Origin of the sequence: Polynucleobacter parvulilacunae, from assembly GCF_018881715.1 — a bacterium.
Taxonomy (GTDB): Bacteria; Pseudomonadota; Gammaproteobacteria; order Burkholderiales; family Burkholderiaceae; genus Polynucleobacter; species Polynucleobacter parvulilacunae.
The window spans coordinates 1-24,399 of sequence record NZ_JACVPW010000013.1; the positions used below are offsets into that span (position 1 = coordinate 1).

General features: G+C 46.5%; 17 protein-coding genes. 14 read left to right on the forward strand and 3 right to left on the reverse strand.

The features are described from left to right. The first annotated feature begins 391 nt into the window (after positions 1 to 391). Positions 392 to 3,709, forward strand: coding sequence for a beta strand repeat-containing protein (locus ICN18_RS08460; protein ID WP_216190076.1), 3,318 nt, complete (start codon positions 392 to 394; stop codon positions 3,707 to 3,709). 123 nt (positions 3,710 to 3,832) lie between these two features. On the opposite strand, the gene tal is transcribed toward ICN18_RS08460, so the two are convergent. Continuing rightward, positions 3,833 to 4,810, reverse strand: a complete 978-nt coding sequence (gene tal / locus ICN18_RS08465; protein WP_216190077.1) for a transaldolase — start codon at positions 4,808 to 4,810, stop codon at positions 3,833 to 3,835. Positions 4,811 to 4,910: 100 nt separating this feature from the next. On the opposite strand from tal, the gene rpiA reads away from it, so the two are divergent. Next, positions 4,911 to 5,621: a ribose-5-phosphate isomerase RpiA gene (rpiA, locus tag ICN18_RS08470; RefSeq protein WP_216190078.1), complete on the forward strand. Its 711-nt coding sequence runs from the start codon at positions 4,911 to 4,913 to the stop codon at positions 5,619 to 5,621. A 256-nt stretch (positions 5,622 to 5,877) separates the two neighbouring features. Here the strand turns inward: rpiA and ICN18_RS08475 are convergent, their stop codons facing one another. Both ICN18_RS08475 and argA read right to left on the reverse strand, forming a co-directional pair. Beyond that, entirely contained in the window at positions 5,878 to 6,150 is a 273-nt protein-coding gene (locus ICN18_RS08475; RefSeq protein ID WP_015421224.1) for an oxidative damage protection protein, read from the reverse strand. Between the two features lie 41 nt (positions 6,151 to 6,191). Beyond that, positions 6,192 to 7,556 (reverse strand): amino-acid N-acetyltransferase, encoded by a 1,365-nt coding sequence (argA, locus tag ICN18_RS08480; protein ID WP_216190079.1) that lies wholly within the window; start codon positions 7,554 to 7,556, stop codon positions 6,192 to 6,194. Positions 7,557 to 7,609: 53 nt separating this feature from the next. Here argA and hrpA point away from each other — a divergent pair, with 53 nt between their 5' ends. The 12 genes from hrpA to ICN18_RS08540 all read left to right on the forward strand — a co-directional run bounded on the left by hrpA (position 7,610) and on the right by ICN18_RS08540 (position 24,397). Next, positions 7,610 to 11,659 carry an ATP-dependent RNA helicase HrpA gene (hrpA, locus tag ICN18_RS08485; RefSeq protein WP_216860009.1) on the forward strand — a complete coding sequence of 1,350 codons (4,050 nt, stop codon included), beginning with the start codon at positions 7,610 to 7,612 and terminating at the stop codon, positions 11,657 to 11,659. Positions 11,660 to 11,730: 71 nt separating this feature from the next. Continuing rightward, on the forward strand, positions 11,731 to 12,777 hold the full coding sequence (locus ICN18_RS08490; RefSeq protein WP_255532178.1) for a YVTN family beta-propeller repeat protein: 1,047 nt from the start codon (positions 11,731 to 11,733) through the stop codon (positions 12,775 to 12,777). Between the two features lie 7 nt (positions 12,778 to 12,784). Then, complete coding sequence (locus tag ICN18_RS08495; protein WP_216190080.1) at positions 12,785 to 13,561, forward strand: polysaccharide deacetylase family protein; 777 nt, start codon at positions 12,785 to 12,787, stop codon at positions 13,559 to 13,561. Between the two features lie 3 nt (positions 13,562 to 13,564). After that, complete coding sequence (locus ICN18_RS08500) at positions 13,565 to 14,536, forward strand: sterol desaturase family protein (RefSeq protein WP_216190081.1); 972 nt, start codon at positions 13,565 to 13,567, stop codon at positions 14,534 to 14,536. Positions 14,537 to 14,595: 59 nt separating this feature from the next. Continuing rightward, positions 14,596 to 15,465 (forward strand): EI24 domain-containing protein, encoded by an 870-nt coding sequence (locus ICN18_RS08505; RefSeq protein ID WP_216190082.1) that lies wholly within the window; start codon positions 14,596 to 14,598, stop codon positions 15,463 to 15,465. Beyond that, positions 15,458 to 16,324, forward strand: coding sequence for a competence/damage-inducible protein A (locus tag ICN18_RS08510; protein WP_216860010.1), 867 nt, complete (start codon positions 15,458 to 15,460; stop codon positions 16,322 to 16,324). The genes ICN18_RS08505 and ICN18_RS08510 overlap by 8 nt, the downstream gene beginning before the upstream one ends. A 205-nt stretch (positions 16,325 to 16,529) precedes the next feature. Next, entirely contained in the window at positions 16,530 to 17,945 is a 1,416-nt protein-coding gene (glnA, locus tag ICN18_RS08515; protein WP_216190083.1) for a type I glutamate--ammonia ligase, read from the forward strand. A gap of 26 nt (positions 17,946 to 17,971) precedes the next feature. Continuing rightward, positions 17,972 to 19,093, forward strand: a complete 1,122-nt coding sequence (glnL, locus tag ICN18_RS08520; protein ID WP_439650828.1) for a nitrogen regulation protein NR(II) — start codon at positions 17,972 to 17,974, stop codon at positions 19,091 to 19,093. Continuing rightward, positions 19,090 to 20,541: a nitrogen regulation protein NR(I) gene (ntrC, locus tag ICN18_RS08525; RefSeq protein WP_216190085.1), complete on the forward strand. Its 1,452-nt coding sequence runs from the start codon at positions 19,090 to 19,092 to the stop codon at positions 20,539 to 20,541. Before glnL ends, ntrC begins: the two co-directional genes overlap by 4 nt. Continuing rightward, positions 20,534 to 21,382 (forward strand): exodeoxyribonuclease III, encoded by an 849-nt coding sequence (gene xth / locus ICN18_RS08530; protein WP_216190086.1) that lies wholly within the window; start codon positions 20,534 to 20,536, stop codon positions 21,380 to 21,382. The genes ntrC and xth overlap by 8 nt, the downstream gene beginning before the upstream one ends. Positions 21,383 to 21,470: 88 nt before the next feature. Then, a complete protein-coding gene (locus tag ICN18_RS08535) occupies positions 21,471 to 23,147 on the forward strand; it encodes an efflux transporter outer membrane subunit (RefSeq protein ID WP_216190087.1) in 1,677 nt (558 codons plus the stop codon). Beyond that, a complete protein-coding gene (locus ICN18_RS08540; RefSeq protein ID WP_216190088.1) occupies positions 23,144 to 24,397 on the forward strand; it encodes an efflux RND transporter periplasmic adaptor subunit in 1,254 nt (417 codons plus the stop codon). The genes ICN18_RS08535 and ICN18_RS08540 overlap by 4 nt, the downstream gene beginning before the upstream one ends. The last annotated feature ends 2 nt before the right edge of the window (positions 24,398 to 24,399 follow it).

Genomic DNA, 24,399 nt, shown 5'->3' on the forward strand with positions numbered 1-24,399 from the left:
GGTAGCTGTGTAATAGATTCGAGGTCGTTGTTTCATGAGCAACACTCCTTGCGCTTACGCAGTTTGTAGTGTGTTGCATCGACGGGTTGAAATCAAGGCCATTAAGAGACACCAGTAAGAGGCAGGGTTGCGCCCTTTTATGTCGCAGTTCGCATATAAATCATGCTATTCCCGCCAAAATCCTGGTTAAACATATTTAAAGCAGCCATTTGAGTGTTAAATAAACCTCACCTGTGGTCCAATCTTAGGACTGTAGCTCTGTGGATTTGAATACAAATGCAGCGTACTTGTGTCAATAGCTTTAGTTTCGAAATTTAGACTTTATGCGATCAAGGTTTTTTTATCAAATACCCCATAAACTCTCAGCAAATAATAACCACCCTGAATCTATATGAAATTAGTCAAAATTTACTTGGCAATACTTTTGGTATTGAGCTCCTCGCTCATATTTGGTGTCGAATGTGACCCTACTCAAGTAATTTCATCCAGTTGCTCCATAACTAGAAATGACCTCGGTACTTATACCCCCAACCCTTTAGTTAGTTTTGCATGGGATGGCGGAAGTATTAACGTTAGCCCTGCAGGACCAATAAACTTTAACAATGGAACTTCAACCGGTTTCTGGGTGGGTCCAACGGTCCCGGCATCTGTTGGAAGCTTGATTATTAACTCAAATTCCACCATAGATATTCCTGGTAACCCAATCTACATTACAGTGGGCAATACTGTTGACACCATTGTGAATAATGGCACCTTAAATTCATCTGGCGACATCACAGTCTCTAACGGTGGAACAATTAATAACTTTACAAATAATGGCACGATAAGCAGCTCTGGTGATAACGCCATCAATTCAGGGACAATTATCAACTTTACAAATAACGGAACTATTTCGAGTTCTGCCGGTGTCGCCATCTCTCCAAGGGCAATTAATAATTTTGCCAACACCGGAACAATTTCTAGCTCTAATAGCACCGCAATCATGTTAACTGATGGTGCAACGATAGGTTCTCTGAATAACTCAGGAATAATTCAGGGTAGTTCTAGTGCAATTTACTTTACCACCGCAAACTTCGGGTCTGCCGCCAGAATTGATGCCCTAGTTAATTCGGGAACGATTCAAGCCATAAGCGGAAATGGAATTGACTTAAATTCTGGAAGCATTAGCAGTGTCTCAAGCATAGGAGTTCTTACCAATACCGGCACAATCTTGGGGGGAGGGGGTGCCGGTAGCTATGCAATCTCAGTCGACTCTTTATCGGCAATAGAAACTCTAAACAACTTACAAGGCGGCACCATTTCAGGTTCATCAGGTGATGGCCTGAACAACTCTGGCACCATAACAAACTTAAATAATGCTGGCCTAATTAGAAGCTTTGGTCCTGGCGGGCAGTATGGGGTAATAAACTCAGGAACCATTAGCAATTTAAATAATAGCGGTACTTTAAGCGGTCTTAACTCTGGCTTATCCAACAGTGTTGGTGCAACTATTTCTGTATTGACAAATGCAAATGGTGGCTCCATTGGCGGTGGCGGTACTGGAATTACTAACGCAGGAGATATTGGAGTGCTGATAAATAACGGTCAGATTTCATCTGCGTTTAGCACTGGTTTATCTAACACTGGAACTGTTGGGGCGCTTACAAACATTGGGAGCATTCGAGCGCCATTTGGCAATATGATTTCCAACTCCGGAACAATTACCTCTCTGAATAATGCACAGGGCACTGGTGATACGACCCCGTTAACCTACACTCGAAACCTCCCTCAAAACTACAATATTATTCTTGGTTCTACTGCAAATACTTATGGCAAGTTAGCTGCAACTTCTGTAACTAGCTGGGACGGTGGTGCTGGTACAACTAACTTTGGAATTTATAGTGGACTAGTTAGGTCAACAAGCTATTTGAATGTGATTTCCGGGGTAAGTGCAGGCCTTTTCACACCGGGGAGCCTCACAGGTACCTATGGAGGGTATCTCTATAATTTAGTGCTAGAGGCCGGAACCGCTGGCACTACCAATATGTGGGATTTGCTATTCCCTGCATATGTTGCCTCTAGTAACATCGTCACTAGTTCTGGAAATTATTTGAGCGATGTTGGCAACACTTTAAATCCAGTCTTTGCCGGTGGAACTTTAACTTTGCTTAATGGAGATAATTCCAATCAAGCTTTTGCAGTTAATTCTAGTGGCGGCACAATTACCTCACCTTCAGGCGGCTCAGCCACTTTATCTGGAGCGTTCTCAGGCCCGGGTGCAATGACTTTTAACGGTACTGGCACTACGTATATGAATGGCGTTAATACATATACCGGTGGCACCACAGTAGCAGGCGGCACTTTAAGCGTTGGCTCTTCAGAAGCAAACAATGCAGCACGTTTGGCTGGTGATGTTACGGTGCAAGCAGCTGGTACTTTGGCTGGTCATGGTGGTATTGGTGGTAATGTCACCAATAACGGCAGAGTAGCTCCCGGCGGCTCTATTGGAACTCTCTCTGTCGCTGGTAACTATACTCAAAACAGCGGCGGTACTTTATCAATCTCCATTACCCCAACTGCCAATAGCGTGTTAGCAGTAGGTGGAACAGCAAGCGTAGCGGGCGGCTTTACTATTGATGCCTCTAGTGGCACTTACGCTAAGAAGACTTATACAGTTCTCACCTCTGCTGGTCTAACAGGGAAGTTTTCTAACCTCTCAGGTAACCTAGCAAGCTACAGCTCTTTGAACTCATCACTTAGTTACGATGCTAATAATGCTTATCTCACCTTAAGTGCAGGAACAGGCGATACCCAGCAATCTTTGGTGAATACCGCTTCTGTATTACAAGGCATCTACACTTTGCAAAATACTGTTTTAGCCAATAGCTTTTCTTATGACTGTGCAGTCTTTGGTGCTAATAATGTATGTATATCTGCTGGTGGTCGAAGTACTGCTGTGCAAGCAGAGGGCATTAACAACACTAGTGGTTTACTCATCGCAGCCTATCGCCCCCATGCCAATTATCGAATCGGTGCGTACGCAGATCAAAATCTTTCAACCAATAGTCCGGGTGGCACAGTCAAGTTAGGCAATAGCACCCCATTGATCGGCCTGTTTGGTGCTTGGAATGAGCGCTTGGATGGCACGGGTACTGAAGTCAAAGTATCAGCAGCTTATGGGCAAAAGAATGCAACTGTGACCCGTTCTGTGGTTGGAACATCAGATCCTGGTACGGGCTCCTCAAACCTAACCAGCCAAGGCGCTCAAGTTCAAGCCAAGTATGGTTTTGCAGTCCTGCCAGAGGTAATTGTTAGTCCGTATGTTGGTATACGTTATACCCAAAACAACATGGGTGGCTACACCGAAGGCGCATCTTCAACAGTGACTGCCCCTCTGACTTACTCAGCCCTTAATACCAATGCCACTACCGCATTAGCAGGACTTGGTGCTTCATACCGCTTTATTCCTAAAGCCACGGTATACGCTAGTGCTGGTCTCGAGACTGATACCAATACTGCTAACGGTACTTACTCTGCGACTGGAGTAACTGGATTAACTCCAATCAACTTTAATGCTAATCCCGTTAAAACTAGACCTACCGCTACTATTGGTGCTTATTATGATGTGGAGAAGAATCAACGTGTAGGTATCAATGGTATTTATCGCCAAGAGCCATTCCAAGCAGTATCGACAACTACGGTGATGGCAACTTATACGATTGGTATGTAAAACGCTCAATGACCCTTGTGGGTCGTTGGAAGTCATTGCAGAGGCGGGATATATCAAGCCATGTTTGACTTGTATAGATGCCTCTGTATCTTGAGCCTCAATAAGTCTTGACCCTAATTTCAGTTAGTTGGCCAGCAGCGCCTCTAACTTTTCAGTATCTACACAGAAGTTCCGAATGCCTTCAGCCAATTTCTCAGTTGCCATTGCATCATTGTTGAGTTGCAGGCGGAAACTAGACTCATCGAGCTTTAATGGTGTAATACCTTCAGCCTGTAATGCTGCCTGAGCATTGGCGGGATTGAGTTTTTTCTCAACAGAAGCATCGCCACTTTGGAGCTCGGCCAATAGTTCTGGACTGATGGTTAATAAGTCGCAACCAGCTAACTCTAGTATCTGGCTGGTATTGCGGAAGCTAGCGCCCATGATCTCTGTAGAGATCCCAAAGTGCTTGTAGTAATGAAAAATTCTCTTCACTGAAGTCACACCAGGATCATTTGCTCCACCATTGGCCGTATCACTCCAGTTGGCACCAAGCTTGGCTTTGTTCCAATCCGTAATGCGACCTACAAATGGAGAAATGAGTTTGGCATTGGCGGCACCACATGCAGCCGCTTGCACTAGCGAGAAGAGTAGAGTCATATTGCAGTGGATGCCTTGCGCTTCTAATTCTTTTGCGGCAGCAATACCTTCCCATGTGCCTGCTAATTTAATTAGGATGCGTTTACGATCAATGCTATGAGATTCATATAAGGCAATTAAATGCTTAGCCTTAGCTACGGTACCCTTGGTATCGAAAGATAGTCTGGCATCTACTTCTGTAGAAACACGTCCTGGAACTATCTTCAAAATCTCCAAGCCAAACGCAACCAAGATGTAATCCACCAGGTCAGTTGGACTCATACCCGGATGAGCTGCTTTCACGGATTGCACCAAATCCTGGTAATTGCTTTGTTGAGCAGCTTTCAGAATGAGTGAAGGGTTAGTGGTCGCATCCTGTGGCTGGAAGGCCTGCATGCGCTCAAAATCGCCTGTATCGGCTACAACTGTAGTCAGTTTCTTGAGTTGCTCTAACTGGCTTAATGCTGAGGCGGTGCTATTCATGGGCTTGCTCAATACTCTAAAGTGGGTTTCTTGTGAATATCATATGATAGATGGATTATTACTCCATTCCAATTAAGTCATAAAGGTATTCAGTAGGCATATGAATCAAGATCAATTAAAGCAAATGGTGGGTGAAGCGGCTAGAGACGAAGTGCTTAAGCTTCCTGCTGGGCAGATTTTGGGTGTTGGCACAGGCTCAACTGCAAATTGCTTCATTGATGCGCTAGCTCCTCATAAGGATCATTTTGCTGGCACGGTATCGAGCTCTAATGCTACTACTGAGCGCCTACTCAAACATGGCTTTCAGGTTTTAGATCCCAATGATGTGCAAGGCCTACCGGCCTACGTTGATGGCGCTGATGAAATCGATCCATCTGGACACATGATTAAAGGTGGCGGCGGGGCGCTTACTCGAGAAAAAATTATTGCCTCGATGGCCAAACAATTTATTTGTATCTGCGATTCGTCTAAGCAAGTGCCAGTTCTAGGTAACTTTGCATTGCCGGTGGAAATCATTCCGCTTGCTCAAGGCGTTGTCAGCAGAGAGCTGGAGAGGTTTGGCGGCAAGGTGACTTTGCGCTTAGCGAAAAACACCCGCGCCGATCTGAATCAAACACCAAGCGAGCCATTCGTGACGGATAACGGCGGTTGGATCTTAGATGTGGCGGGCCTTAAGATAGCTGACCCACTGAAGATGGAAGCGCAAATCAATCAAATCGCTGGAGTGATTACCGTTGGCTTATTTGCCAAAGAAAAAGCCAATATTCTGCTGGTCAGCAATGCTGCTGGTGTGGAACGCATAGCCCTCTAGTTACAGCTTGAGATTATTTAGGTATTAAAAAACCCGACGGGGTATGCCCATCGGGTTTATTTGCCATGGTATGCATGGCGTAGGCTCTCGGAAGGTATTTAGTTCCTTAGCCTATAAGTACATAGATGTACTTATTTAGAGTGGCTTTCGCCAATGTAGCGGGGCACTAAAACTGCCTCACCACGACTTCATCCTACGCTTATCTTTGGCGGTGTCAACACCCCAAATCAATAATTAATTAAAAGCTAATGAATATTTACTCTGCTGGTGGCACGTAACCTTGTGCCATATCAGCGCCGCCCTCAAAGAAGTACTTCTCAACCTGCTTTAAAAGGTATTGGCGTGCACGTGGGTCAGCCATATTGAGTCGGTTTTCATTAATGAGCATCGTTTGTTGCTTTAACCAGGCAGCCCAGGCTTCTTTGGAAACTTGATTCCAAATCTTTTTGCCAAGATCGCCTGGAAGCGGGGCGAAATCCATTCCTTCAGCCTCTTTGTTGAGTTTGATGCATTGAACCATGCGTGCCATCTGTAATGCCTTTCTAGTAATTCTGTAGTTGCTTAGATTTCTTATAGATCTTTAGTTAAAACCATGGACTTGCGATCCCAGTTATAAATTTGTTTTCTTTCTTCGGGCAAGTCATCTACTGATGCCCGTTTGAAGCCACGTTTCAAGAACCAATGCTCCGTTCTGGTGGTGAGAACAAATAATTTTTTGATGCCTTCTTGCTTGGCGCGCATTTCAACCCGCTTGAGAAGACGCTCGCCGTCACCCGAACCTTGAACATCTGGATCAACGGCAAGACAGGCTAATTCACCAACACCATTTGGGAATGGAAAGAGGGCAGCGCAACCGAAGAGTACGCGGTCATGCTCAATTACTGAGAAGCGTTGAATATCACGCTCTATCACGTCTTGACCACGAGCTGCCAAGATACCTTCATCTTCCAGAGGCATAGTCAATTGCAAAATGCCGCCAACGTCATCTTGGTTGGCTTCACGCAAGTTCTCGATATCGGATGAGGCAAGCATCATGCCAATACCGTCATGGGTAAAGAGTTCTTCTAAAAGTGCGCCATCTTGATTGCAAGGCAGGAAGTGAACGCGGCTAACACCTGCACGGATAGCTCTGCCAGAAGTATTGAGCAGGCTCTTCATGCCAAGATCCATATCCTTATGCTGGCCAATATATTCCTGGAGCTGCGGCATAGACATCTCGGTAATAAAGTCACCCTCAGCATCTTTTAAGCCAGCATATGGGCTTAGGAAAATCAGCTTGTCTGCCTTTAATGCAGCAGCAGTAGAAGCTGCTACATCTTCATAGGCCAGATTAAATGCTTGACCTGTTGGAGAGAAGCCTAGTGGAGAGAGTAGAACAATTTTGTTGCTGTCTAGGGATTGTCTAATCGAACCAGAATCCACTTTACGTACCAAGCCGGTGTGAATGTAGTCTGTGCCTTCCACGACGCCCACAGGCATCGCAGTAATAAAGTTGCCAGAGATAACGGAAATACGTGAGCCCGCCATTGGAGTATTTGGAAGTCCACGACTAAACGCAGCCTCAATGTCGAGACGCAATTCACCGGCGGCTTCTTTAACGCACTCGAGTGCAGCGGCGTCAGTAATCCGATAGCTATGCAGGGCGCTCTTACCAAACTTGCTCTTAATATTACGCAGCATGAGCTGCTCTTCAATCTGGGGGCGGATACCGTGAACCAGCACAATGCGCATGCCCATGGCATGCAACATGGCGATATCTTCAATCAGGTTCTCAAGACCGATTTCTTGGGCAAGTTCGCCGGCAAAGGCGATAACAAAGGTCTTCTCGCGGAAGCTGTGAATGTAGGGCGCAACATCGCGCAACCACCCTACGAAAGGGAAGTTGGAGGTCGTTTCTTCGGCCATTAAGGCCTGGTTCGGTGCATTTGTTGGCATAGTGAGAAAATTATAGGGTGCAAGAGCCTATAAACCAACAAAAACCCAAAGCAATGCCCAAGCCTGTGCCTGCTTCCAACACCTCACGCAAGCTAGAAATTCGCTTTCCGGAGGAATTGCCGGTCTCTGGTCAGCGTCAGCTGATCAAAGATGCCCTGCAGGGCCACCAGGTGGTGATTGTTTGCGGTGAGACGGGCTCAGGCAAGACTACTCAGCTTCCGAAGATCTGCTTGGATCTGGGGCGAGGCACGATCAATGGCGGAAAGCTGATCGGCCACACCCAACCTCGTCGAATCGCAGCAACTGCCACTGCCAAGAGAATTGCCCAAGAGCTCGGGTCACCCATTGGTCAGGATGTTGGTTATCAAGTGCGCTTTGCTGATAAAACTAGCAATACCGCTTCTATCAAGTTGATGACAGATGGCATCCTGCTCGCCGAGACCCAGCGTGATCCTCAGCTTCGTGCTTATGACACGCTCATCATTGATGAAGCGCACGAGCGCAGTCTGAATATCGATTTCTTATTAGGGTATCTGAGGCAGCTCCTCCCCAAGCGACCAGACTTGAAATTGATCATTACGTCGGCAACGATTGATGCCCAGCGATTTGCAGAACACTTTGCGATGAATGGCAAAGTAGCGCCAGTCATTGAGGTTAGTGGCCGACTGTTTCCTGTAGAACAGCGTTATTCACCATTAGAGCCCGATGCTAAGTCTGAGAGTAAGCCAGACGGCAAAAAAGAATCCAAGACTGCAAAGGAAATTCCAGACGCGGTGACGGAAGAAATTGCTAGATTGTGGCGCGAAGGTGCAGCAGGCACCGGAGATGTTTTAGTCTTCTTGCCAGGTGAGCGAGAGATACGCGATTGTGCTGAGGCCTTACGTAAAGATCATGTCTTGCAGCAACGCTTTCATCCAGAGATTCTGAGTCTGTTTGCACGCCAGTCGGTTGCTGAGCAGGAGAGGGTATTTAGCCCAGGCAATGGGCGTCGCATCATTTTGACGACTAACGTGGCAGAGACTTCATTAACGGTACCGAATATTCGTTACGTTATCGATAGCGGTTTGGCGAGAGTGAAGCGTTACTCCTACCGCAATAAAGTAGAGCAACTCCAGATTGAGTCAATCTCCCAGGCGGCAGCCAATCAAAGGGCGGGTCGATGTGGCCGTGTCTCCGATGGCATCTGTGTTCGCTTGTATAGCGAGCAAGACTATCAAGGCCGTCCTAAATTTACCGACCCAGAAATACTCCGCAGCTCCTTAGCTGCAGTGCTATTGCGCATGAGTTCATTGCGCTTGCCCAAGATTCAGCACTTTCCATTTATTGATAAGCCACTAGGTAGAGCGATTGCCGATGGCGTGCAGCTTTTGGATGAATTGGGTGCGATTGAGTTTGATGAATCAGATCCAACGGATGGTAAGGACATAAATAACAGCTTCAAGCTCACTGCTACAGGCAAGCAATTAGCAGACTTACCGCTAGATCCACGCATTGGCAGAATGCTTTTAGCTGCCAAAGAGCACAACGCATTAAAAGAAGTCACCATTATTGCTTCTGCACTAGCGACCCAAGACCCACGTGATCGACCTATGGATCAAGCTGCTGCAGCAGATCAAGCCCACTTGCAGTTTGCCGACGAGCGATCAGAGTTTTTGAGTTTCGTAAAGTTGTGGAATTGGTACCAAGATGCTTTGCAACATAAGCACAGCAATCGCCAGTTAGAGAATTTATGTAAGAGTAAATTCCTATCACCGCGCCGCTTGCGTGAGTGGCGCGATGTGCATGGTCAGTTACACACCATGCTTGGTGAAAAGGGTTGGAAAGAAAATGGTTTAGCTGCAACCTATGAGCAAGTCCATCTTTCTTTGCTGACAGGGCTGCTCGGTTATGTAGCCAAAAAAGAAGAGGACGAAAAATCCCAAGACCGCAATAGTAAAACCGGTGGGTATGTTGGGGCGCGCGGTATTCGCCCATTTATTTGGCCTGGCTCTACGATTGGCAAGAAGGCGGGCGCTTGGATTCTGGCGGGCGAGTTACAAGAAACCAATCGCATGTATGCCAGAACGATTGCAAAGATCGAGCCGCAATGGGTTGAGCGTGTAGCGGCACATCGTCTGATTAAGTCTTTGAGTGACCCATTCTGGGATAACCGCCAAGGCGAAGTGATGGCATTTGAGCGCGGAACTCTTTATGGATTACCCATCTACCATGGCCGCCGTGTTCGTTACGAACCTCACAACCCGGATGAAGCACGAGAGTTGTTTATTCGTCAGGCATTGGTTCAGGAAGAGATGTTTGGGCGTATGGATACGCCAGCATTGCAGCGTGAAACCGAAACCGATGCCAAGAAAAAATACCCCAATCTGTTTGGATTCTTCTGGCATAACCGTCGCCTCATTAAAGAAATTGAAGCACTAGAGCATCGCTCACGTCGTCCCGATGTATTGGTGGATGACGAATTGCTATTCGCCTTTTATGACTCCCGCATTCCTAAAGGGGTGTGTAGTCGAGAAAGTCTTAACGCCTGGCTGACGAAAAAAGGTGGAGAAGATAAAAATCAAGGAAATGAGCTAGATGCTCAGCTTCGCTTAGAAAAAGCAGATCTAATGCGCCATGAGGCGGCTGGTATTACAGTCGATCGCTATCCAAAGACGATGTTGGTCGGCGGGGCGCAACTTAGTCTGACTTATCACTTTGAACCCGGCAGCCCCAAAGACGGTGTGACGCTAGTAGTGCCGCTGACACAGCTCAATCAAGTTGATGGTCGCCGTTGCGAGTGGTTGGTGCCTGGAATGTGTGAAGAGAAAGTACTTCTGCTTCTCAAATCATTACCGCAGAAATTGAGGCGCCATTGTGTGCCACTACCGGATTACGCCAAATCTTTCCTCGAGCGCAAGTTGGAAGAAAAACAATTTGGCACAGGTGATTTCTTGGATAGTCTGATTAACGATATCCGTAAAGAACGTGGTCTTGAGATTAAGCGCACTGACTTCAGGCCTGAGTCACTACCTTTACATTCATCCATGAACTTCCGTTTGATTGATGAGCATGGGCGCCAGTTGGAGGTGGAGCGCAACTTAGCGCGTTTACGTTCAGAGTATGGGCAAACTGCCCGCAGCGCCTTCCAAGCGATTGCTCAGGAAACTGCCCAGGTAGAGCTAGGAGTTGAGCCGCCAGTAGGTAAATCCAATATCAATGAGAGCGTAAAGACCGCTGATGCCACACGCAAAGTCGAGCAGGGCGGTTACCGCTCCTGGGAGTTTGGTGAGCTGCCTGAAACTTTAGAGATTCAAAAGGGCAATAAAACGCTATTTGGCTACCCCGCATTAGTTGACCGAGTTGATTTCTGTGATCTTGAAGTGTTTGATGATTTAGAAGAGGCACGTAAACAGCATGCCCTTGGATTGCGTCGCTTATTTGCCCTGAGTAATAAAGACACACTCAAAGCTTTACAAAAACAGTTGCCCGGCATTCGTGAGCTGGGATTGTTATTTATTAATGTGGGATCCGTTGATGGCTTAATTGATCAGATACTCAATCTTGCTCTTGAACGTGCATTTATGAGTGAACCTCTTCCAGTAAATGCCGAACAATTTGCGGAGCGATTACAGGCCGGCAAACCTAGGTTGGCTCTTATTGCGCAAGAGATTTCACGTCACGCATTAAATGCGTTACAGGCCCATGCAGATCTGCAGAAAAAAGTTGCCAGCTCAAAAGCCGCTTCGCCAACTGCCTATACGGATATTCAGACGCAGATGCAGGGGCTGGTATTTCCGAAGTTCGTTGCTGACATACCGTATGCCCAATTGGTCCACGTGCCGCGTTATCTGAAGGCTATTGCCATGCGAATCGATAAATTGCGCTCCAACCCAAGCCGTGATGCGCAATGTCAAAAGGATTGGGAATCTGTAGCTCGCCCATGGCAAAAGCTGATGCAAGTTAACAAGGGTGCCGCATCGTACGTAATGTCTGAGGATCAGGCTTTGACGGATTTCCGGTGGCAGCTAGAAGAGTTGAGGGTGGCTTTATATGCCCAAGAGCTCAAAACCCCAACCCCGATGTCCTTAAAGCGCCTTGAAAAGGTATTGGCGAGCTTGCGCTAAGTCAAAAACCTAAGCATATCCATTGAGCTGTAGAGGTCAATTTAGCCCCTCTGAATGCTTACAATAGAGACATGTATACATTTATCAAGAATAGAGGTTTTCGCACAATTGCGACCTCTGCATTATTTGCACTTCTGTTGGCTAATCAAAACGCCTTTGCGCAAGCCGCTAATGTTGCAACAGCAGCAACATCGGCAAACTCTGCAAATCAACCAAAGCTGGCAGTGATTCTCAACTCAGGTGCAGCCTCAGTCAGCTTGATTGATATGAGTACCCGTGAGGTGGTGAAAACGATTCCAGTTGGCAAAGAGCCTCATCACTTGATGATTACCCCTGATCAAAAAACATTACTCATTGCAAACGCAGCTGGCAATGATGTTGTATTGATGAACCCAACTACTGGTGAGTTGAACGGCAAAATTCCGAACATCATTGACCCTTATCAAATTGGTTACTCACCAAACCACAAATGGTTCGTAGCAAACGGCAACCGTTTGGACCGTGTAGATATTTATGCTGCTAATGGTGCCGATCTTAAATTGGCTAAGACGGTGAAGTTAGCAAAGACACCAAGTCATATTGCTTTCACTGCTGATAGCAAGATTGCTTTTATTACCTTGCAAGATTCTAATGAGCTCTCGGCAATTGACCTTGATACCCAAAACGTATTGTGGACCATGCCTACAGGAAAAGTGCCTGCTGGTTTATGGATGACTCCTGGCGACCAGTATTTATTGGTAGGCATCACAGGCGAAGATTATGTTCAGGTCATCGACTGGAAAACTCGCAAAGAAGTAAAGCGCATCCCAACAGGTAAAGGCGCACACAACTTCCGTCCTTTAGGGGATAAGAAGCACGTCTTCGTGAGTAACCGTATCGCCTCCACAATTAGCTTGATTAATATGCAAACCTTGGAGAAGGTTGGCGATATCACAGGCCTACCGGCAGGTCCAGACGATATGGAAATCACGCCTGATGGCAAAACTCTGTGGGTTACTTTTCGCTTCTCTAAGAAGGTGGGCGTGATTGATATTCCATCTATGAAGTTAGTTGCCGTGATTCCAGTAGGTAAGTCTCCACATGGTGTGTTCTTTACTCCAAGGGCTGGATGGGAATAAGTAAGTGATGAATCATCAATTGATCGTCCGTATTGCAGCCGCGCTTTTGCTCGGCTGTTTTTCATTGGGCACTATTGCGCAAGCGGAATGCAGTAAGAAGGTTTATTTAACTTTTGATACCGGCAATATGTCTGTAGCAGAAAAAGTGGCGGAGATTCTGAAGCGACAAAACGTGAAAGCTACTTTTTTCTTGGCGAATGAAAAAACCTTTCGCGGCGACTTTTCTTTAGATGATTCTTGGAAAGCCTATTGGCAAGAGCGCGTTAAAGAAGGTCATCACTTCGGTAGCCATACTTATGACCATACGTATTTCGTGAAAGATGGACCAAAGGGTGAGGTGTTTGAGAAACCTCAATTTGGTCCAAAAGCAGGCATGACGATTCTCTATAACGAAGCAGCCATGTGTAAAGAAATCCGCAGGGTAGATCAGCGCTTTCAGGAGCTCACAGATCATCCGATTCAAAAGATATGGCGCGCACCGGGCGGCAAAACTTCGCCCACCTTGATTCGGATGGGCGATATGTGCGGCTATCAGCACATTGGCTGGGCTCCCGCTGGTTTTTTGGGGGATGAGTTGAATTCCGACAAACATCCCAATGACGCTCTTTTGAATAAAGCCACTAGAGATCTGAAGGATGGCGACATTACCATGGCCCACTTAGGCATTTGGTCTAGAAAAGACCCTTGGGCACCCGCTGTTTTGGAGCAGCTCATCATCAATCTCAAGGGGCGCGGCTTCTGCTTTGGGCTCCTGCCCAAGAATTTCCCAAATCCAGCAAAATAAGACATGGATTTCAACGCGATCACCTCCTTAATTTCAGACGCTTACGCCAGCGTTCAGGAGTTTCTATTTTCCAATGTCGTTGGTCCGATTCTGTATGAGTTTGATTTGATGTCTTGGGCTGAAGATCTCTTCGATGGCATCGATTGGTTTTTGTTTGGCTGCATTCAGATTTTCTTAATTGTCTTTGTACTCAGGACCTGGGAAAGGCTTGCTCCAGCAGAAAAGCAAGAACGCTTTGCAAAAGCGAGCAGGGCGGATATGTTCTACACCTTGTTTCATCGCCTGGGAATATTTCACGGACTTATATTTATTGCACTATCGGGATTCTTCTTTGAAATCGATTCCATTCTGCACGACTTTCGTTTTGGTCGATTGAATGTAGAGTCCTGGTGGCCAGGGGTGAGCTCAATTCCGGTGGTGAGCTTCTTGATTTATCTAGTGCTGCTAGATTTCGTTGATTACCTTTACCATCGCGCTTCACATACCTTTAACTGGTGGTGGCAACTACATGCTTTGCATCACAGTCAAACCATCATGACTGCTTGGTCAGATAACCGAAATCACATTATTGATGACATCATGCGCGCGAGTTTTATGGCCTTCTTTGCGCTCTTATTTGGTGTTTCTCCAGGGCAATTCATTATGTTGATTGCGCTCAGCCAATTTATTCAAAGCTGGCAGCATGCCAATATCAAAGTTCACTTGGGGCCTGCAAAATATCTATTGATCTCCCCAATGTTTCATCGCATGCACCATGCAGTCGGGTATGGTCATGAGGCCAAGGGCAAGCCAGGTGTTCTAGGCGGCTGTAATTTTGGTATTTTGTTTCCATGGTGGGACATGCTGTTTAGAACGGCCATCTTCCCCAAAGAGGTCTATCCTACAGGCGTAAGAAATTTAACCGTCTCACACAATATCTTTACCCAACAATGGCAAGGCTTGGTTCGTGCCCTTAAAGAAATCATGCCTAAGTAGGTTTACTGACTGGGTAATCGGGTAATGGAGTAATGGGGTAATAGGGCAATAGGAGTTGTATGGTCGGATTGCAGCAGGTATTCAAATCGTTTGGCATGGCTTTGGTTGGGACCATGCATCCACGCATGCTCTGGCTAAGCTTAAGGCCATTTCTGATCGTCTCCGTTTTATGGGGTGTGCTGATTTGGCTCACATGGACGCCAGCGCTTGAAGCGCTCAGTATTTTTCTAACCACCTCCATCTTTACGAGCTGGATACAGGAGGGGCTTATTTGGGCCGGCTTTGAAAATGCCAGAGCATGGATTGCGCCTCTCTTTTTTGTCATGCTGATCATTCCGTTAATCACGATCAGCTTGCTTGTGTTTATCGCTTTTTCAACTGTTCCTGCGATCGTCAAAATCGCCTCTAGACAATCTCAATTTCATGATCTTGAATGTAAGCGGGGCGGCGGTTTCTTTGGTAGCTTGATTTACTCCTTGTGGTCAGCGCTCATTTGTTTAGTGTTGGTGATGTTGACCTTGCCCGTATGGTGGGTGCCTCCTTTAGTGGCAGTATTGCCACCATTGCTTTGGGGTTGGTTAACGATGCGCCTGATGTCGTATGACGTATTGGCCAAACATGCCAGCACTGAAGAGCGTGATCTGCTGCTTCAAAAGTATCACTGGCCTTTGCTCTGCATGGGTATTGCCTCGGGGATGTTGGGTGCAGTGCCTACTTTCTTCTGGGCCACCTCCGCCTTGGCTCTAGTCCTATTTCCGATTGTGAGTTTTGTGGCGCTTTGGATTTATTCTTTAATTTTCGTGTTTGCTGCCCTCTGGTTTAGCTACTTCTTGTTAGATGCACTCAAGCAACTAAGAGAAGAGGAATTGAATAAGGCACTTACAGTGGATTCACGTGTTGTTGATATGGAACTCCCTTACCATGGTTGATGCAATCAAAAAAGTTGAAATTGACGAACCAAAAGATGTAGCAGCTGCAGCACAACGTCGCTTCGGTTTAATCGTGATTGGCGATGAGATTTTGTCAGGACGTCGCCAAGATAAACACATGAGCAAGCTGATTGAGTTGCTCAATGAGCGCGGCCTCATTCTTGCTTGGGCGAAATACGTTGCAGATGATGCTGCACAAATCACTGCTACGCTAAAGGAGAGCTTTGCAAGCGGAGACGTTGTATTTAGTACTGGCGGTATAGGCGCAACACCAGATGATCACACCCGCCAATGCGCAGCACTCGCATTGGGAACTAAAACCGAATTACATCCTACTGCGCAAGAGTTGATTGCCGGCCGCATTCAGTCGATGGCAGAGGGCGATCCGATTAAGGCAGATTTAAATACTCCCGAGAATCAACATCGCTTCAAGATGGGAGAGTTTCCGATTGGCAGTGAAATCATTCCGAATCCATACAACCAGATTCCGGGATTTCGAATTCAAGAGCATCACTTTGTTCCCGGCTTTCCAGTGATGGCTGCGCCGATGATGGCTTGGTGTCTGGATACACATTACAAGGATCTTTTCCATCAAGAGAATTGGGCAGAGCAGAGTTTCATCGTTCCCAAGGGCATTGAATCGACTTTGACGCCCTTAATGGAGCATATAGAAGCTAATTTTCCTGGGGTGAAGGTCTTTAGCCTGCCATCTGTAGGCGATTCCAGCAGGGGCGGTGTCTACGCCCAACGCCATATTGAATTGGGCATTAAGGGCAATGCAAACCTTCTGGAAAGTGCTTGGATTGCCTTGAGAGCGGGCACCCAGGAGTTGGGTTATGAAATCCACGACATCAGCTGAATCTATTTGCACTAATATGGTGCAAATAGGAGTATTTGAGCTTGTATAAGGGATATTTGGGCACTTAAACAGTGCAATAATGGCAGTTCCCATTTGTTTGCTTCAGTAAATTACATACATCCATTAGGCATGTTTGATGCCTGGAATAAACAAGGGTGTATGCCTTGAGTTTTGATTCCGAATTTAGTTAATAGAGGAGATTTGCATGACGAAGACCGTCGCTGATGTGATGAAGTTAGTTAAAGAGAAAGAATGTACTTTCGTTGATTTCCGCTTTGTAGATACAAAGGGTAAAGAACAGCACACGACAGTTCCTATCTCTGCTTTTGACGAAGATAAATTTGAGAGCGGTCATGCATTTGACGGCTCTTCTATTGCTGGATGGAAGGGTATTGAAGCTTCTGACATGTTGCTCAGACCAGATCCAACGGCTGCTTATATCGATCCATTCTATGAAGAGCCAACATTAGTGTTGACTTGTGACGTAATCGAGCCAGCAGATGGCAAAGGTTACGATCGTGACCCACGTTCTATCGCAAAGCGCGCAGAAGCGTATTTGAAGAGCACAGGCTTGGGTGATACAGCTTACTTTGGTCCAGAGCCAGAATTCTTTATTTTTGACGGCGTTCGTTGGGGTGCTGACATGCAGGGTTGCTTCGTGAAGATTGATTCCGAAGAGGCTCCATGGTCTTCAGCTGCTGAAATCGAAGGTGGTAACACTGGTCACCGTCCAGGTAAAAAAGGTGGCTACTTCCCAGTTGCTCCAGTAGATACATTCCAAGACATGCGTTCTGAAATGTGTTTGATTCTCGAATCACTGGGCATTCCAGTTGAAGTTCATCACCATGAAGTTGCTGGTCAAGGCCAAAACGAATTGGGTACAAAGTTCAGCACATTGGTACAGCGCGCTGACTGGACTATCTGGCAGAAATATGTTGTTCAAAACGTAGCCCACGCTTACGGCAAGACAGCAACATTTATGCCTAAGCCAGTAGTTGGCGATAACGGTTCTGGTATGCACGTTCACCAATCTATTTGGAAGAACGGTGAGAACTTGTTTGCTGGTAACGGCTATGCAGGTTTGTCAGAGTTCGCATTGTTTTACATCGGCGGCATCATCAAGCACGCTAAAGCATTAAATGCGATTACTAACCCAGGTACAAACTCATACAAGCGTTTGGTTCCAGGCTTTGAGGCTCCAGTGAAGTTGGCCTACTCTGCACGTAACCGTTCTGCTTCGATTCGTATTCCACACGTTCCGAATCCTAAGGGTCGTCGTATTGAAACTCGTTTCCCAGATCCATTGGCTAACCCATACCTCTGCTTCTCAGCATTGATGATGGCTGGTTTGGACGGTGTTCAGAATAAGATTCATCCAGGCGAAGCTGCTGACAAGAACTTGTATGACTTGCCACCAGAAGAAGATGCAAAGATCCCAACCGTTTGCGCGAGCTTGGAAGAGGCATTGGACGCATTGAAGAAGGATCACGAGTTCTTGACTCGCGGTGGTGTATTCACTGAATCCATGATTGATGCATATATCAATTTGAAGATGGAAGATGTCACACGTTTCCGTATGACAACTCACCCAATCGAATTTGATATGTACTACTCCCTGTAAGCGAAGGAGAGAACTTGAGCGCAGGTCTGTTGCGCAATTCGTTCAAGGGAGCAGCTTCGGCTGCTCCTTTTTTTCCGACATTGCTTGATCAGATGCCCAATGCCATCGTGGTATTCGAGGCTGAGAACCAACAATTGGTGTACGTGAACCCAGCAGCTGAGTCAGCGCTGGATCTCTCACGTAAATCACTTGAGGGTCAATCTGTGCATCATTTATTCGGCGATAACCTTGCATTGAACGACATGATTTCTGAAGTGAAGTTGGGGCACGTGCTCGCGCAACGCCAAGAAATGGTTTTACATTCACTGCCGAGCAGCATTCATCAAGATTCCATTCCTGCGCACGTAGTGGTGGCCGCCTTAGATGATCCTGCTTTGATCATGATGGAGTGGTTCCCGATCGATCAACAGTTGCGTAGTGAGCGCGACGAGCGCGTGACGCAACAAGTAGAGGCTAATAAGCAGTTGATGCGCAATTTGGCGCATGAGATTAAAAACCCCTTGGGTGGTATTCGTGGGGCAGCTCAGTTATTAGAATTCGAGTTGCCAGATAAAGGTCTGCGTGAGTATACGCAGGTCATTATTAAAGAATCTGATCGCTTACAGACCTTGGTGGACCGTCTGTTGGCGCCGCACCGCAAAGCGCATGTGATGGAGTCCTTTAATGTGCACGAGGCGCTAGAGCGCGTGCGCAGCTTGGTCTTGGCTGAGTTCCCGAAAGGCCTACGAATTATTCGTAACTACGATACAAGTCTGCCCGATGTTTTGGGTGACCGTGAGCAGTTAATCCAAGCAACCTTAAATATTGTTCATAACGCAGCACAAGCACTCTCTGAAGAGATTAGCACCGGTGTTGCGCAAATTGAGTTAAAGACCCGAGTAGCGCGTTCTGTCACGATTGCAAAGCATCGCTACAAATTAGCAATGGACCTGCATGTGATTGATAACGGCCCGGGCATTCCAGAAGAAATTATTGAGCGCATCTTCTTCCCATTGGTTTCGGGTAGAGAGGGAGGTAGCGGGCTTGGTCTTACCTTAGCGCAAACCTTTGTTCAGCAACACCAGGGATTTATTGCTTGCAATAGTCGTCCTGGACGCACCGATTTTCATATTCAAATTCCATACCGTAGGCAGGAGAAAGCATCATGAAACCAATTTGGATCGTTGACGATGACCAATCCATTCGTTGGGTCTTGGAAAAAGCCTTATCGCGTGAGAATATTCCGCATAAGAGCTTCTCCAATCCTAATGATGTACTCAATGCATTAGAAAAAGAATCTCCTCAGGTATTGATCTCTGATATTCGTATGCCACGTGGGAACGGTTTAGATTTATTGCAGCACGTCAAAGCGAGCCATCCAAATTTACCAGTCATCATCATGACTGCGTATTCGGATTTGGATTCAGCTGTCTCCTCATTTCAAGGGGGCGCCTTTGAGTACCTCACAAAACCGTTTGATGTGGAAAAAGCCGTTGAGCTCATTCATCGTGCGGTTGAGCAGGGTATTCGCAATGACTCCGGCGCTAAAGAGTTAACTGCTTGGAGGCAGGATGCCACCGAGATCATTGGTCAAGCTCCGGCAATGCAAGAGATCTTCCGTGCGATTGGTCGTTTGGCGCAATCTAATGCCACAGTACTCATTACTGGAGAGTCCGGTACTGGCAAGGAATTAGTTGCCCACGCACTGCATAAGCACAGCCCTTGCGCCAAAGGCCCCTTTGTGTCTTTGAGCACTTCCGCAGTGCCTAAAGATTTGCTGGAATCAGAGTTATTTGGCCATGAGCGTGGTGCATTTCCTGGCGCACAGACCTTGCGTCGTGGGCGCTTTGAGCAGGCTGATGGTGGCACTCTATTTCTGGGTGAAGTTGGTGACTTACCATTTGATTTGCAAACACGTTTGCTGCGGGTGCTAGCTGATGGTCACTTCTACCGTATCGGTGGCCAAGACCCCATTAAAGCAAACGTTCGCATTATTGCTTCAACCCATCAAAATCTGGATGCGAGAGTCGCTGCTGGATTCTTCCGCGAAGACTTGTTGCATCGTTTAAACGTGATTCGTTTGCGCATGCCTTCATTGCGCGAGCGCAGTGAAGATATTCCAATGCTGGCAAGACATTTCATGCTCAGCTGCGCTAAATCATTGGGCGTAGATCCTAAAAAGCTTTCTGATGAAGTGCTGAAAGAGATCAGCGCAATGCCATTCCCTGGGAATGTTCGCCAGTTGGAGAACTTGTGTCACTGGTTAACGGTGATGACGCCAGCTAATGTGATTGGCGCGAGTGATCTCCCTGCCGATATCGTTTCAGAAGCCGGCGAACAGCCCGTTATCATTCATGGTGAGTCTTCACCAAGCAACCCTGCTGCAAGCAAAGTCGCTACTGGTGATTGGGAGAGCGCTTTGGGGCGCTTAGCTGTGAAGATGTTGCAGGATGGTGATAAAGAGGTATTCGATGCCTTGACTGCGCGCTTTGAAAAAGCAGTTCTTCAAGCGGCTTTAGAGGTAACGCGCGGTAGAAGGGTTGAGGCTGCACAACGCCTTGGTATTGGCCGCAATACGATTACCCGGAAGTTGCAAGAATTGGGAATTGATGACTGATTCAGTACGTATAGCGGCTTGGAATGTGAACTCTTTAAAAGTTCGCCTTCCACAAGTCCTACGTTGGCTGCAGGATCAAGAAAAGGCTAAACAGCCCATTGATGCGCTCTGTCTGCAAGAGCTTAAGCTCACGGATGAAAAGTATCCTCATAAAGAGTTAGAAGATGCGGGCTACTTAAGTCTTGCTGCAGGCCAAAAGACTTATAACGGGGTTGCAATTATCTTGCGTAAGGCAGCGCTTGCCCCCATTGCCTCTGACATAGACACAGCGTTTCTAAAGCCTATTAGAAACATCCCCAATCACACAGATGAGCAGCAACGCATTCTGGCTGCAACAGTCTGTTTTGCCGGCACTCAGCCAATGAGATTGGTCTCGGCGTATTTTCCAAATGGGCAATCGCCCGATAGCGATAAGTTTCAATATAAATTGGGCTGGCTTAATGCGCTACAAACTTGGTTAACAGAAGAACTTCGGCAGAACCAGCGTTTAGCACTCTTGGGTGACTTCAATATTGCTCCAGCAGATGAAGATGTGCATGACCCCAAGGCTTGGGAAGGGCAGAATTTAGTCTCCCCGCCAGAACGCGATGCATTTCAAGGGCTCATCAAACTTGGACTTGCTGACTCATTCAGAATGTTTGAACAAGCACCCAAAACATTCAGTTGGTGGGATTACCGCATGATGGGCTTCAGAAGAAATGCTGGCATGCGGATTGATCACATCCTTTTAAGTGAAGCCCTTAAGGAAAAGTGCTCTGCCAGCACAGTGGATAAGGAGCCTAGGACTTGGGAACAGCCTTCGGATCACGCCCCAGTAATAGCGGTAATTAAAAAGGTTTAGTAGGCTGGGCTAGGGCCTTATTGGCTTATTATTGATACAAATAGCACCATTTGGTGGGCCTCAAAGCTTTTAAAAATTTACCTCTTTAATGCCATTACTTAGAAACGCGCTCTCCTATTTATTAGTCGCTACCAGCACTTTGATGCTGGGTGCTTGCATGATGGTTGGTCCGGATTACGCAAGGCCACCGGTGAAAGCTGCGGACCAATTTAAATCATCTACTCAAACTGAATTTACAGAATCCTTAGGTGAAAACTCAAACAAGATTCTGGACCCCGTGGAGTGGTGGCAGAGCTTTAACGATCCGACGCTAAATATCTTGCTCAAGCAAGCGATGGCTCAAAATCTGACCTTGCAACAAACTGCGCTACGGATATACCAACTGCAAGCCCAACTTGGCGTGAGCGATGCCGCATTATTACCATCTGCCGCTTTAAGTGCTTCGTATTCCAATAACCGCAATAGCGCAATTCAAGAGGCTATTAATGACTCCAATAATTTGGTTTCAAAAAATGCTTTAGTGCAGGTGAGTTGGGAGCTCGATTTTTGGGGAAAGAATCGTCGCGGAGTTCAGAGTTCATTAACTTCGTATTTATCTAGTGTTGCTGCGTATTACTCGGCGGATGTTTCATTAACCGCAGACGTTGCTAATACCTATATCAATATTCGAAACTACGAAGAGCTCATAGAGGTCGCCAAAATCAATCTGGCCTTACAAAAAGAAAGTTTGCGTATCGCAGGTGCCCGTTTTAAATATGGCGCTACCTCAATGCTCGACTTAAGTCAGGCGCAAGCACAGTATGAGCAGACTAAGGCTCAAATCCCAGGCTTGATCGCTAATTTAAGAAAAAATCAGCATGCCATGAGTGTTTTGTTGGGTGAGCCTCCTGAGTACTATGAAAAGACTTACGGAAACACCAAGGGAACACTCAAGCCGCCGACTGCTCTGGGTATTGGTATGCCAAGAGACTTGCTGCGCCGTCGCCCCGACGTTTTACAGGCAGAATTTGATGCCGCATCTAAATCCGCCTTGATTGGGGTAAGCAAGGCGCAACTGTTTCCAACATTTACCTTGGGCGGTCTCTTTGGTTATGCCACCTCAAATTACGGAACCTTATCCTCCGCTAATTTATTTAGTTGGGGTAATAACTCTTCGGGGGTAAACGCCGGGATTTCCTTGCCGCTGTTTTATCGGGGTGCGATTGTGGATCAAGTCCGAGTACAGGATGCTGTCTTCCAGCAGGCTCTCTTGGCCTATCAGAACCAAGTCTTGAATGCTCAAAAGGAGGTCGAAGATTCACTCATTACCATTTCGACCACTAAGAGTTCAAAAGAAGATTTAGGTCGTGGTGTGATTGCGGCGCAAAGTGCTGCAGATTTGGCGCTTGAACGTTATAAGGCAGGGCAGAATGATTACACCACGGTGATTACTGCACAACAGTCACTGTTGAGCATTCAGAACGCTTTAGTCCAGACTTCATCAAACGAGCTTATTGGATATGTGGGTGCATTTAAAGCGCTAGGTGGTGGTTGGACTGCAGATATGACTCCTCCTAAGCTGCCAGATCAGATGATTGCCGATATGACAGACCGAACAGATTGGGGCTCTGTCCTGACAAGGACGGGTGATCCATTAACAGTTAAGGTCGGAAAATTTTTGGTAGATGCTCCAGACCCATCAAAGCCCACACAAGTCATTCAGCCAAATAAATTAGATGCACCCAATACAACTATTCCGCCGACCCAGGGAAGTGCTGCGCCATGAAAGATCAATTAATAAAAGCCAAACTTTTGCTGATGCCTTTATGGCGCAAGCTTGTGACTCTATGGGCCTTACTCTTAGGAAAGTGGAATGCGTTCCTCGGAAAATTAAGCACAGTTGAAATTCCTATTCTTAAAAAGAAACTATCACCACGGACGATTGGGATATCTTTATTCGTTATAGTCGTCTTAATTACGCTGATTTGCTTGAAGTCCTGTGGAAAAACAATCAAGCAAATGCCAATTCCAGTAACGACTGCACAGCCACTCTCGCAAGAGATTCGTAGCTTTGCTACCTTTGATGGTTTGGTAGATCCATACCTCACGGTGAATTTGGATGCACGGGTTAAGGGCTATCTCACAAAGATTGGATTTGCCGACGGAGCCATGGTGAAGAAGGGTGACCTTCTATTTGTGATTGAGCAAGAGCCCTATATCCAAGAGGTGAAGCTAAAACAGGCAATTTATACCGAAGCGAAGCTTGAGTATGGTCGCCAGAAATCTTTGCTTAAGGAGAATGCAACATCCCAGGCTGCTGTAGATAAAGCCTTATCTCAATTTCAGCAATCGGAAGCTAATTTAACCCTTGCAAAGATTAATTTAGGCTATACCGAAATCAGAGCGCCTTTCGATGGGCTCATGGGAAGACACTTACTAGACGTCGGTACCTATTTAGATAGCACTACAAAAGGCGTTCAGCTCTCCACCATCCAGCAGATCTCACCAATTTATGTCTACTTCTCAATTAATGAGAGGGATTACTTAAAGTTTCAAAAGAGTCAGGATCCAAATGCGGAGCGCAAGTCTGAAGTTAATACCTTGCCGATCTACGCCGGCCTGCAGGGTGAAGTTGGCTATCCTTTTGAAGGCGTCTTAGATTACGCTGCCAATTTGATTTCAACCGATACTGGATCCTTACAGTTACGGGCAATCTTTAAGAATGAAAAGTACGAATTAATTCCTGGTTTATATGCTCGTGTCATGGCTCAGTATGGCGCACCAAGACAGGCTTTACTGTTACCCAAGACTGCAGTAATGACAGATCAAGTAGGTGACTATGTTTTTGTTTTAGATGATGCTATGCGTGCACAACGCCAAGATATTGCTTTGGGTCAGCGCTTTGAGAAGTATGTTGAGATCAGCAAGGGTTTGACTGCTGCCAGCAAGGTAGTCATTAACGGATTCATTAATCTGAGTATTAATCAAGTTGCCAAACCAACGGAAGTTAAGCTTGAGGCAATGCCAACTCGATAACC